The 11,186-nt window shown below is 71.5% G+C and carries 11 protein-coding genes; 3 read left to right on the forward strand and 8 right to left on the reverse strand.

Going from position 1 to position 11,186, the window contains the following annotated elements; genetic code table 11:
* Window positions 1-73 precede the first annotated feature (73 nt).
* From IE153_RS13165 to IE153_RS13190, 6 genes are all read right to left on the reverse strand, one after another.
* A complete protein-coding gene (locus IE153_RS13165) occupies window positions 74-1,063 on the reverse strand; it encodes a zinc-dependent alcohol dehydrogenase family protein (protein ID WP_189589887.1) in 990 nt (329 codons plus the stop codon).
* The gene (locus IE153_RS13170; RefSeq protein WP_189589888.1) at window positions 1,060-1,911 is read right to left on the reverse strand and encodes a carbohydrate ABC transporter permease; all 852 of its coding nucleotides are present in this window, start codon (window positions 1,909-1,911) and stop codon (window positions 1,060-1,062) included. Before IE153_RS13170 ends, IE153_RS13165 begins: the two co-directional genes overlap by 4 nt.
* Window positions 1,908-2,849, reverse strand: coding sequence for a carbohydrate ABC transporter permease (locus IE153_RS13175; protein ID WP_097215910.1), 942 nt, complete (start codon window positions 2,847-2,849; stop codon window positions 1,908-1,910). The genes IE153_RS13170 and IE153_RS13175 overlap by 4 nt, the downstream gene beginning before the upstream one ends.
* Complete coding sequence (locus tag IE153_RS13180) at window positions 2,846-4,219, reverse strand: ABC transporter substrate-binding protein (protein ID WP_189589889.1); 1,374 nt, start codon at window positions 4,217-4,219, stop codon at window positions 2,846-2,848. The genes IE153_RS13175 and IE153_RS13180 overlap by 4 nt, the downstream gene beginning before the upstream one ends.
* Window positions 4,220-4,297: 78 nt before the next feature.
* Complete coding sequence (locus IE153_RS13185; protein WP_189589890.1) at window positions 4,298-5,065, reverse strand: DeoR/GlpR family DNA-binding transcription regulator; 768 nt, start codon at window positions 5,063-5,065, stop codon at window positions 4,298-4,300.
* Between the two features lie 310 nt (window positions 5,066-5,375).
* Window positions 5,376-6,185: an NAD-dependent epimerase/dehydratase family protein gene (locus tag IE153_RS13190; RefSeq protein WP_189589891.1), complete on the reverse strand. Its 810-nt coding sequence runs from the start codon at window positions 6,183-6,185 to the stop codon at window positions 5,376-5,378.
* Window positions 6,186-6,423: 238 nt separating this feature from the next.
* On the opposite strand from IE153_RS13190, the gene IE153_RS13195 reads away from it, so the two are divergent.
* Together IE153_RS13195 and IE153_RS13200 are read left to right on the forward strand one after the other, a co-directional pair.
* On the forward strand, window positions 6,424-7,365 hold the full coding sequence (locus IE153_RS13195) for a 5-dehydro-4-deoxyglucarate dehydratase (protein WP_189589892.1): 942 nt from the start codon (window positions 6,424-6,426) through the stop codon (window positions 7,363-7,365).
* Window positions 7,362-8,525, forward strand: coding sequence for a hypothetical protein (locus tag IE153_RS13200; protein WP_189589893.1), 1,164 nt, complete (start codon window positions 7,362-7,364; stop codon window positions 8,523-8,525). The genes IE153_RS13195 and IE153_RS13200 overlap by 4 nt, the downstream gene beginning before the upstream one ends.
* 16 nt (window positions 8,526-8,541) lie before the next feature.
* Here the strand turns inward: IE153_RS13200 and IE153_RS13205 are convergent, their stop codons facing one another.
* Together IE153_RS13205 and IE153_RS13210 are read right to left on the reverse strand one after the other, a co-directional pair.
* Entirely contained in the window at window positions 8,542-9,792 is a 1,251-nt protein-coding gene (locus tag IE153_RS13205; RefSeq protein ID WP_189589894.1) for an MFS transporter, read from the reverse strand.
* 69 nt (window positions 9,793-9,861) lie between these two features.
* On the reverse strand, window positions 9,862-10,317 hold the full coding sequence (locus IE153_RS13210) for an SRPBCC family protein (protein ID WP_229828979.1): 456 nt from the start codon (window positions 10,315-10,317) through the stop codon (window positions 9,862-9,864).
* A 144-nt stretch (window positions 10,318-10,461) separates the two neighbouring features.
* Between IE153_RS13210 and IE153_RS13215 the strand changes: the two genes are divergently transcribed.
* Window positions 10,462-11,064, forward strand: a complete 603-nt coding sequence (locus IE153_RS13215; protein ID WP_189589896.1) for a TIGR03086 family metal-binding protein — start codon at window positions 10,462-10,464, stop codon at window positions 11,062-11,064.
* Window positions 11,065-11,186 lie beyond the last annotated feature (122 nt).

The raw sequence follows: 11,186 nt of genomic DNA on the forward strand, positions 1-11,186 counted from the left end.
GCCGTGAGGGTACGAGGCGGGGAGCAGGCGCCCCAGTGAATTTCGCCCACCCCCGCCCGCGGTGGTCCCTTCCCTAGGGTACGACCACGATCTTGCGTCCGACGCCCGCCGCGAACTGGTCCAGCGCCTGGGGGTAGCGCTCCAGCGGGATGCGGTCGCTGATGAAGACGTCCGGGTCGAGGACGCCGTTCGCGAAGAGCTCCGCCGCCCGCTCGAAGCTGTGCAGCACCGCCATCGAGCCCGTGATGGTGATCTCCTGGTTGTAGATGCGGTACGGGTCGATCGTCACGCGCGTCGCGTAGTCGGCCACGCCGAACTGCAGGAACGTGCCCGCCTTCGCCACCCGGTCCAGGCCGTCCTGGATCGCCGCCGCGTTGCCCGTGGCGTCGACGACCAGGTCCCAGCCCTGCGGACGGTCCAGTTCGTCGGGGTTCGCCGCCGACGCCGAGACGCCGAGGCCGCGGGCGGTCTCCAGGCGGGCCGGGTTCACGTCGACGACGTCCACGCTCGCCGCGCCGGTGCGCTTGGCCAGCTCCAGCATCATCAGGCCCATGGTGCCGGAGCCGTAGATCAGGACGTGCGCGCCGAGGCGGGACTGGAGCACGTCGTAGCCGCGTACCGCGCAGGACAGCGGTTCCACGAGGGCGGCGTCCTCGGTGCGGACGTGTTCCGGGAGCTTCACGCAGTTCGCCACCGGGGCGACGGCGTACTGTGCCGCGCCTCCGGCCGTCGTCACGCCGATCGCCGCCCAGCGTTCGCAGAGGTTGTTGTGGCCGGTACGGCAGTAGCGGCACTCGTAGCAGTACAGGGACGGGTCGACGGCGACCCGGTCGCCGACCGCCACCTCCGTGACCCGGGTGCCGACCCCGACCACCTCGCCCGCGAACTCGTGCCCGGGCACGATCGGCAGCTTCGGGGCGAACTCGCCCTGGAGGATGTGGAGATCGGTTCCGCACAGGCCGCAGGCCGCGACCTCGACCACGACCTCGCGCGGGCCGGGCGCCGGGTCGGGGACCTCGGCGACGACGGCCTTGCCCACGGACTCGATGACGGCGGCCTTCATTTCACGGCTCCCAACGACAGGCCCTGGACCAGCTTGTCCTGGGCGGCGAACCCCGCGGCGAGCACCGGCAGGGAGATGACGAGCGACGCGGCGCACACCTTCGCCAGGAACAGGCCCTGGCTGGTGATGAAGCCGGTCAGGAAGACGGGGGAGGTCTCGGCGACCACACCCGTGAGCACCCGGGCGAACAGCAGTTCGTTCCAGCTGAAGATGAAGCAGATCAGGGCGGTGGCGGCGATACCGGGGAGGGAGATCGGGGCGACCACGCGCGCGAGGATCGTGGGCAGCCGGGCCCCGTCCACCTTCGCGGCCTCGATCACCGCGACCGGGATCTCGGCGAGGAAGGACTGCATCATCCACACCGCGATCGGCAGGTTCATGGACGTGTAGAGGATGACCAGCAGCCAGATGTTGTCGAGCATCCCGGCGTTCTTGGCGAACAGGTAGATCGGCAGCAGGCCCGCCACGGCCGGCAGCATCTTCGTGGAGAGGAAGAAGAACAGCACGTCCGTCCACTTGCGGACGCGGTTGATGGACAGCGCGTACGCCGCCGGGAAGGCCAGCAGCAGGACCAGCAGGGTCGAGGCCACGGACGCGACGGTGGAGTTGATCAGGGCCGGCCAGGGGCTCGCGCCGCCGCCCGCGCCGAAGAACTCGCGGTAGCCGTCCAGGGTGAGCGCGGCCGCGAAGGACGGCGGGTTGGTCGCCGCGTCCGTCTCCGAGTGGAAGGACGTCAGTGCCATCCACGCGATGGGCAGGAAGAACGCGATGCCGAGCAGCCAGGCCAGCAGGCCCAGGCCCGCACCCTTGCCACGGACACGGCGGGCACGCAGTGCGGTCGTGCTCATGCGCGGGACACCTCCTCGCGGAACAGGGACGACACCACGCGCAGGGCGAAGGTCGCGATGACGATCGAGCCGATGACCACCAGGACGCCCGCGGCCGAGGCGAGGCCGTTCTCGTGGGCCTGGTAGAAGCTCTGGTAGACGGTGTAGGGGAGGTTGGCGGTGCCGAGGCCCCCGGACGTGATCGTGAAGACCGCGTCGAAGTTCTGGACGATGTAGATCGAGCCCAGCAGGGCGCCCAGTTCGAGGTAGCGGCGCAGGTGCGGCAGCGTCAGATGGACGAAGATCTGCCAGTCGCTCGCGCCGTCGACCCGGGCCGCCTCGATCTGCTCGTGGTCGCGGCTCTGCAGTCCGGCCAGCAGGATCAGCATCATGAAGGGTGTCCACTGCCAGACGAGGGACGCCTCGACCGCGAGCAGCGGGGTGTTCGAGATCCAGTCGGGCTGTGGGCCGCCCACATAGTGCAACAACCCATTGAACAGGCCGTATTCAGGGTTGTAGAGCACATGCTTCCAGAGCAGGGCGGCCGCGACCGGCACCACCAGGAACGGCGCGATCAGCAGGGTGCGGACGATGCCGCGGCCCCGGAACCTCCGGTCCAGCAGCAGGGCGAGCGCGAGTCCCAGGACCAGGCTGGCCAGCACCACCGCCACCGTCAGCAGCACGGTCGTCCACACCGAGTGGCGCAGGTCCGGGTCGGTGAGGACCTCCTGGTAGTTGTCGACGCCGGTGAAGTGCCGGGCGTCGGGATAGAGGGAGTTCCAGTCGAAGAAGGAGATCACCAGCGTGGCCACGAAGGGCAGCTGGGTGACGACGATCATGAAGATCAGGGCGGGCAGCAGCGGGGCCCGGGTGGCCCAGGCGCGCAGCCGGGCGGAGGGCCGGCGGACCGGCGTGCGGAGCTCGGGGGAAGCCGCGGGGGCCGTTGTCGTGGCGGTCATCGTCCCTCGTACTCCTCGGAGATCTTCTCGGCGAGCGCCTGAGACTTCTTCAGGGCCGACTCGACGGACTGGCGTCCGGCGATGGCCGCGCTGATCTCCTGGGAGACCTTCGTGCCGAGGTCGGTGAACTCGGGGATGCCGACGAACTGGATGCCGGGCGCGGGCCGCGGCTGCACCCCGGGGTCGGTCGGGCGGGCCTGCTCGATGGCCTCCTTGGTCATCTCCTGGAAGGCCCCGGCCTCCTTGCGGTAGTCGGCGTTGGCGTAGGTCGACGCCCGCTTGCCGGCCGGGACGTTCGACCAGCCCACCTGGTCGCCGACCAGCTCCTCGTAGCCCTTGCCGGACGCCCAGGAGACGAACTTCCAGGCGTTGTCCGGGTTGCGGGAGGCCTTCTGGATGCCCCAGGCCCAGGTGTAGAGCCAGCCGGAGGACTCGGTCTTCTCGACGGGCGCGGGGGCGTAGCCCACCTTGCCCTTCACCGGGGAGTTCGCCGCCTCCAGGGATCCGGCCGCGGAGGTGGCGTCGTACCACATGGCGACCTTGCCCTGGGTCATGTTGTTCAGGCACTCGGCGAAGCCGGCCTGAGCGGCGCCGGACTCGCCGTGCTCGCGTACCAGGTCGACATAGAACTTCGTCGCCTTTTCGAAGGCGGGGGAGTCGAGCCGCGCCTTCCAGTCCTTGTCGAACCAGGTGCCGCCGAAGGTGTTGACGACCGTGGTGAGCGGGGCCATCACCTCGCCCCAGCCGGGCAGGCCGCGCAGGCAGATGCCCTTCATGCCCGCTTCGGCGCCGTCGGCCTTCGCCGCGAGGTCCGCCACCTGCCGCCAGGTGGGGCGCTCGGGCATCGTCAGGCCCTTCTTGTCGAACACGTCCTTGCGGTACATCAGGAACGACGACTCGCCGTAGAAGGGCTGGCCGTAGAGCTTGCCGTCGTCCGCGGTGAGGGACTGGCGCATCGGCTTCAGGACGTCCTGCTCGTCGTAGGCCGGGTCCTCGGCGACGTAGCCGTTCATCTGGTGCAGCCAGCCGTTGCGGGCGTAGATCGGTATCTCGTAGTTGGACAGGGTGGCCACGTCGTACTGGCCGGCCTGGTTGGCGAAGTCCTGGCTGATCTTGTCGCGGACGTCGTTCTCGGGCAGCACCGTGAAGTTGACCTTGATGCCCGTCTCCTTGGTGAAGTGGGCGCGGGTCAGCTTCTGCAGCTCGACCATCTGCGGGTTGTTGACCATCAGGACGTTGATGGCGTCGCCGCCGGAACCGGCCCCGCCCGCGCCGACCCAGCAGCCGGAGAGCAGCGGGGCGAGCAGCGTCCCTGCGGCGGCCAGGACGAGCGGGGCTCGCGGTGGCCGTCGTCGGCTCTGGGTTCGCATGGATCGCTCCTGGATGTATGGGGAGATAAGGGGCAGCACAGGGCGTGGCTGCGCCCGGTGGGGGACGTCGGTGTGGTGTCAGACCCGGATGACCTGAGGCCCGAGCAGTGAGTAGCGGTGGGCTTCGGCGGCCGGCAGCAGGGTGCTCGTCACGATCGTCTCCAGCGCGCCCACCTCCGCGAACCGGCAGAAGCTGACCGCTCCGAACTTGGTGTGCACGCCCGCGAAGACCACGCGCCGGGCGGCCCGGATCGCCTGGGTCTTGACCTCGCTGACGGCCGGGTCGGGGGTGGTGAGGCCGTGTTCGCGGGAGATGCCGTTGGCGCCGATGAACGCCAGGTCGACGACGAAGCCGGCCAGCATCTTCGTCGTCCAGTGGTCGACGGTGGCGAGCGTGCCGCGCCGCACCCGGCCGCCGAGCAGCAGCACGGAGACCTGCTCGGCCTCGGCGAGGGCGCCCGCGACGGGCAGGGACGCGGTGACCACGGTCAGCGGCCGGTCCCGGGGGAGTGCCTCGGCGATGAGCTGCGGGGTGTAGCCCTCGTCGACGAACACGGTCTCGGCGTCGCCGAGCAGCTCGGCCGCGGCGGCCGCGACCCGGCGCTTCTCGGGGACGTGGCTGGTGGCCCGGAAGGCGAGCGTCGTCTCGAAACCGGCGCTCTCCACGGGGTAGGCGCCGCCGTGGGTGCGGCGGAGCAGGCCGTGGTCCTCCAGGACGCGCAGGTCCCTTCGTACGGTCTCCTTGGCCACGCCCAGTTCCGCGGCGAGGGCGGTGACGTCGACCGAGCCGTCGCGCCGCGCGGCCAGCACGATGTCGCGCTGGCGTTCTTCCGCGGTCCTGTTCATGGCCGTCACCCGCCTTCCTGCTGTGCTGCCCGTTCGGGCCCTCGGTGGGGCCTTGGGGGAAGTTCTACAGCGGGTGTTCCGCGGTGGCCAGGTCTGTTGCGGGCGTGATCCTGCCCGGATGTGCCCGTTCGGTCGTGCGGATGCGCGCGGTGCCGCAGGGCGACCGCGGCCGTCTGCGGGCGCGTTGTGGCTGGTCGCGCGGTTCCCCGCGCCCCTGGAGGCGTTGCCCACCTGCTTCCGGACCGTGCCCGAATGCCCGAGCGGGCGGGCCCGTTCTCTGCCCGCCCGCCCTGGTGACGACTGTTTCCGGTCAGTACGGCCAGATCGGCGGGTCCGTCACGAACTGGCCGCCCAGGTAGGCGTGCGCCTCATTGCCGTCCTGCAGCTCGCCCTGCTCGGCGATGAGCTTCTCGGCGTACGGCTCGGAGTCGTCCTGCGGCTCGTAGCCGAGCGCCCGTGCGCTGGTGAGGTCCCACCACAGCCGGGTGTTGGCGGAGGAGCCGTGGACGACGGTGTGGCCGACGTGCTCGGCGGTCAGGGCCGCGTGGAAGAGGCGGGCGCCGTCGGCGGGGCTCATCCACACGGAGAGCATGCGCACGCTGGTCGGCTCGGGGAAACAGGAGCCGATGCGCACCGAGACCGTCTCCAGGCCGTGCCGGTCCCAGTAGAGCTGCGCGAGGTCCTCGCCGAAGCACTTGGACAGGCCGTAGAAGGTGTCCGGGCGGCGCGGGGTGCCGACCGGGATCAGCGGGTCGTCGCCCCGGGGGCGCGGGGTGTAGCCGACGGCGTGGTTGGAGGAGGCGAAGACGATCCTGCCGACGCCCTCCTCGCGGGCGGCCTCGTACAGGTGGTAGGTGCCCTCGATGTTCGCCTTGAGGATCTTCTCGAAGGGCGCTTCCAGGGAGATGCCCGCGAGGTGGATGATCGCGTCGACGCCCCGGACCGCCTCGCGCACGGCGTCCCGGTCGGCCAGGTCGGCGGCGATCGCGTCGGGCTCGCCCTCGATCGGACGCAGGTCCAGCAGGCGCAGGTCGTAGCCGTAGGCCGGGAGCAGGTCCCGCATCAGGGTGCCGAGGCCGCCGGCGGCGCCGGTGAGCAGGACGGTGCGGGGAGCGGGCATCCTCGGGTCTCCTTGATCGCCAACCGTGCTCATCGCCAAGCGTGCACATGAGCGCACGACATTCATATGCGTGGACACGCTAAGGATCCGGGGCGGAGCCCGTCAAGTATGTCGCGGAGGGGGTGAATCCGCAGGTGCGTCGCGGGTGTGCGCGCTTGACCGGCACCAAGGCGGCGCCTTAGCGTGGACTCGTTCAGAAATATAGACGCCAATCATGAATATGGAACCGGGAGAGCTTGTGACGTCAGCCCCTCTCGCCGCTCGACTCGACATCCCCAGCGGGCCGCTGTTCTTCCCGGTCACCGCCTACGGCCCCGACGGCTCCGTGGACCTCGACACCTACCGCACGCATGTCCGGCGCGGGGTGGAGGCCGGAGCCGCCGCGGTGTTCGCCTGCTGCGGCACCGGCGAGTTCCACGCGCTGACGCCCGAGGAGTTCGAGGCCTGCGTACGGGCCGCCGTCGAGGCCGCCGACGGGCGCGTCCCGGTCGTCGCCGGCGCCGGGTACGGCACCGCGCTCGCCGTGCGCTACGCCCGCCTCGCCGAGGCCGCCGGGGCGGACGGACTGCTCGCCATGCCGCCCTACCTCGTCGTCGCCGGCCAGGAGGGGCTGCTGCGGCACTACCGTGAGGTGGCCGCCGCCACCGCCCTGCCGGTCATCGTCTACCAGCGCGACAACGCCGTGTTCACCCCGGAGACGGTGGTCGGACTCGCCCGCACGGACGGGATCATCGGCCTGAAGGACGGGCTCGGCGACCTCGACCTCATGCAGCGCGTCATCAGCGCCGTGCGCACCGAGGCCCCGGGCGACTTCCTCTACTTCAACGGCCTGCCGACCGCCGAGCAGACCCAGCTCGCCTACCGCGCCCTCGGCGTGACGCTCTACTCGTCCGCCGTGTTCTGCTTCGCGCCGGAGATCGCCCTCGCCTTCCACCAGGCCCTGCGGACCGGCGACGACGCCACCGTGGAGAAGCTCCTGGACGGCTTCTACCGCCCGTTCGTCGAACTGCGCGCCCAGGGACGCGGCTACGCGGTCGCCCTGGTCAAGGCCGGTGTACGGCTGCGCGGCCTCGACGTCGGGGAGGTGCGGCCCCCGCTGCACGAGCCGCCCGGCGATCATGTGAAGCAGCTCGCCGAAGTGATCGAGCGGGGCTACGCGCTGCTGGAGGAGGCCAAGTGAAGGCGTCGACATTCGTCTACCCCTGGGACGTCAACGGCGACCCGGAGGCACCCGCGCGCATCGCCGCGCTGGGCGTGGCACAGGTGACGCTCGCCGCCGCCTACCACTCCACCCGCGCCCTCACGCCCCGCCACCCGCGCCACCGCATCGTCACCGCCGAGCACGCCGCGGTGCTGTACCCGGCGGACGACCGCTGGGCCGGACGCGGGTTGCGCCCCTACGCGGCTGGCGACTGGGCCCCCGGGGACGCCTTCGGCGAGGCCGCCGACGCGCTCACCGAGGCCGGTCTGGAGGTGCACACCTGGGTCGTCCTCGCACACAACTCCCGCCTGGGCGCCGAACACCCGGACACCTCGGTCGTCAACGCCTACGGTGACCGCTACCCCTGGGCGCCGTGCATCGCGCAGCCCGCCACGCGCGCGTACCTGACCGACCTCGCGGCCGAGGCGGCCGTCCGGCCCGGGGCGCACGGCACCGAGCTGGAGTCCCTCGGCTGGTACGGCCTGCAGCATCTGCACGCCCACGACAAGACCGGCGGCATCGGCCTCGGGGACGCCGGGCAGTACCTGATGGCGCTGTGCTTCTGCCCGTCCTGCCGGGAGGGCTACGGCCGGCACGGCCTCGACGCCGACCAGCTGGCGGCCGCCGTACGGACCGCGCTGGAGCCGGTGTGGCAGGGGGCGCCGTCCGACGGAGGCTGGGCGGGCATCGAGAAGCTCCTCGGCGAGACGCTCGCGCACACCACGCGTGCGTACCGCGACGACACCGCCCGCACGCTCCAGGAGCAGGCCGTCGCGGCCGTCCGGGCGGCCGCTCCCGACGGCTTCCAGGTGCTGCTGCACGCGGACCCGGTGTCGTACCACGTCGGGGCCAACCCCGGGGTCGACCCGGCGCACATCCTGTCCGTCGCGGACGGTGTGGTCGTGCCCTGCGCGGGTGGCACCGGCACGCTGACGCCGTTCGCACGGCAGGAGCGCGAGGGCGCCGTCATCGCGGCCAACTTCACCGTGGTCTCGGGGATGGGCGGCAGCCCGGGCACCCTCGCCGCCGACGCCGCCGAGGCACGGCGGCTCGGCGCCACCGAACTGCGGCTGTATCACGCCGGGCTGGCGTCCGACGACGACCTGGAGACGGTCCGCTCCGCCCTCGCCGGGCTCTGAGGCGGCGGGTCGGCCGTCACCGGTGCGGGACGGCCTCGGCCCCGGCCGGGGGAGCGCACAGCGCTGTCGCCGTCGCCAGCAGGGCCACGCCCAGGGCCACCAGCACCAGCCGATGGTCCACCAGCTCGACCAGGGCCGCCCCGGCGGCCAGCCCGATCACGTTCGGTGTGAACACCAGTGTGTGGGCGGTGGCCGTGACCCGGCCCAGCAGCGCACCGGGCGTCTCGCGCTGCACGGACGTCAGCGCGGCGATCAGCACCGCGGGCAGCCCCATGCCGATCGCCGCGCTGCACACCAGCACCACCGGCCCGGACGGCACCGCCCGCAGTGCCACCGCGAGAGCCAGCAAGGCGATACCGGAGGCCGCGAAGCGCCCCGCCCCCAGGTGGCGCAGGGCGGGGCCGGAGAGCAGGCCGACCGCGACCGAGCCGGCGCCCTGCACGGCGTAGAGCACGCCGGTGTACGCGGGGGAGTGCCCCAGGCCGTCGACGACGGCGTACACCATCGCCCCGTTCAGACCGGCGCACAGCATCGTGGCGCCGCCCGCCAGGACCAGGGGACGCAGCACGGGGTGCGCCCACAGGTGCCGGACGCCCTCGGCGGTCCGCCGCCGACGGCTGCCGGTGAGCGGCGCGGGCTTCTCCTCCCTCACCCGCAGCGCCGCGTACAGCCCCGCGGCCAGCACGAACGTGGCCGCGTCCAGGAGGGCGACGCCCGCGCCGCCGTGCGCCGCGTAGAGGCCCGCGCCCGCCAGCGGGGCCAGGAGTTTCATGCCCTCGGTGGCGGTCGTGCGCAGGCCGTTGAAGTCGCCCAGCAGGGACGGCTCGAACGCGGTCGCCACGAGCGCCGACTCGGCCGCGTCGTGGACGACACCCGCCGCGCCGTACACGAACAGCACCGCGTACAGCAGCCACAGGTCGCCCGGGGCGTCGACGTACACGAGGGCGAGCAGCAGCGCGCCCAGGAGCAGGTTCACGCCGATCAGCAGGGGCCTGCGGCGATGAGGGCACCGACCGGTCGAGCGAAGCCGAGACTGGGGGAGGTCGGCGAGGCCGCCCAGCAGCGGTCCCGCCAGGGTGGGCAGCCACATGGCGAGCATGCACAGCGCGGCCAGGCCGTCCGAGCCGGTCAGGTCCTTGACCCACATGCCGGACGCCAGCCACAGGGCGGAGGTGCCGAAGCCGGAGACCACCACGCCGGAGAGGTAGAGGCCCGCGTCGCGGTCGCGCAGGACGCGCACGAGAGGCCAGGTCGTCTTCGTCGTCATGCCTGGTCATCGTGCGGCTAAGGACCGTACGGAGGGATCGGGAGGGTGCCCTCATTCCAGTGGGAATGGTCAATCCCATTGTGAGGAGAGCATTTCCCCGAGCTTGCCGAGGCCCTGAACCCAGCCTTCCTCGTGGAGAGCCCGCCGCCGCTCCGTGGCGAAGTCGCCCTGGTCGAGGGTGAGGTGGGACTGTCTGACGTCAGTGTCGTACAGCGACAGCGTCACCACCGTCTCCCGGTCCTCGGGGTCGGGATCCTCCCAGCGGAAGGTGTACGACAGGCCTACCGGGGGGTCGACATCGATGTATTCGCCCACCAGGTAGAACAGCTCGCCTTCCGGTGGCTGCATCGCTATCCGGTAGGCGCCACCGGGGCGGAGGTCGATCTCCGCACTCGGGGTGCTGAACCCGTCGGGGCCCCACCAGCGGGCCACTTCCCCGGGGTCGGTCAGCTCGCGGAACACGCGCACGGGCTCATCCGCCAGCTCACACTCCAGATGCAGTCTCAGCTCGACGTCCTGTGTCATCACGCACCACCTGCCACCGAAGGTGCCTGGAGTAACCCCTATAGGCATTTTAGGCTGGCTGGCCGTGGGCCACGATTCCGTAGCGATGAGTTCCGTGGCCGGAGTCGGTCTGCCTCTCAGGGACGAAACCAGGAGGAGCAGCCGATGACCGACACGACCCCGAACCCGACCCTCGACCTAGGACCGCAGGCGGCGGTCGTGGCACGCCTCGCCGAGGCCGTCGCCGACGAACAGCTGGCCGACCCGACACCCTGCCCCGAGTACGCGGTGCGCAACGTGCTGGCCCACCTGACCCACCTGGCCGGCGCCTTCCGTGACGCCGGCCGCAAGGATCTCGGCGTCACGACCGACACCAGCCCGGGCTCCTCCCTGCCGGAGCTCGGGCCCGACTGGCGCGAGGAACTGCCCGAGGTGCTCGCCGGCATGGCCGAGGTCTGGCGGGACCCGGCCGCCTGGACCGGCATGACCCGCGCCGGAGGCCTGGACCTGCCCGGCGAGGTCGCGGGCCTCGTCGCCACCGACGAACTGGTGATCCACGGCTGGGACCTGGCCCGCGCCACCGGCCGGCCCTACACCCCCGATCCGGCCGCCCTCCGGGTGTGCCACGACTTCCTCGAGGCGTCCGTCGACGCCCCCGACCGCGGCGAGATCTTCGGCCCCGTCGTCCGCGTCGCGTCGGACGCGCCCCTGCTGGCCAGGGCGGTGGGACTGAGCGGCCGGAACCCGGGGTGGACTCGCAGGCCGTAGAAAGCGATTGCTGTTTCTTTGCCGAAAGCATTGACGAAGCCCACGCGCCCTCCTACCGTCATCGCGTCGTACTTCGTACGTCATATATGAGACGCGATACGCGAGATCCGATACGCGATCCA

Origin of the sequence: Streptomyces massasporeus (assembly GCF_014648995.1) — a bacterium.
Lineage (GTDB): Bacteria > Actinomycetota > Actinomycetes > Streptomycetales > Streptomycetaceae > Streptomyces > Streptomyces massasporeus.

Bases quoted from the DNA above. Each gene is read 5' to 3' on its own strand.
- IE153_RS13190 (WP_189589891.1), bottom strand. From the start codon at position 6,185: ATGCCCGCTCCCCGCACCGTCCTGCTCACCGGCGCCGCCGGCGGCCTC.
- IE153_RS13210 (WP_229828979.1), bottom strand. From the start codon at position 10,317: ATGACACAGGACGTCGAGCTGAGACTGCATCTGGAGTGTGAGCTGGCG.
- IE153_RS13205 (WP_189589894.1), bottom strand. From the start codon at position 9,792: ATGACGACGAAGACGACCTGGCCTCTCGTGCGCGTCCTGCGCGACCGC.
- IE153_RS13170 (WP_189589888.1), bottom strand. From the start codon at position 1,911: ATGAGCACGACCGCACTGCGTGCCCGCCGTGTCCGTGGCAAGGGTGCG.
- IE153_RS13175 (WP_097215910.1), bottom strand. From the start codon at position 2,849: ATGACCGCCACGACAACGGCCCCCGCGGCTTCCCCCGAGCTCCGCACG.
- IE153_RS13180 (WP_189589889.1), bottom strand. From the start codon at position 4,219: ATGCGAACCCAGAGCCGACGACGGCCACCGCGAGCCCCGCTCGTCCTG.
- IE153_RS13215 (WP_189589896.1), top strand. From the start codon at position 10,462: ATGACCGACACGACCCCGAACCCGACCCTCGACCTAGGACCGCAGGCG.
- IE153_RS13165 (WP_189589887.1), bottom strand. From the start codon at position 1,063: ATGAAGGCCGCCGTCATCGAGTCCGTGGGCAAGGCCGTCGTCGCCGAG.
- IE153_RS13185 (WP_189589890.1), bottom strand. From the start codon at position 5,065: ATGAACAGGACCGCGGAAGAACGCCAGCGCGACATCGTGCTGGCCGCG.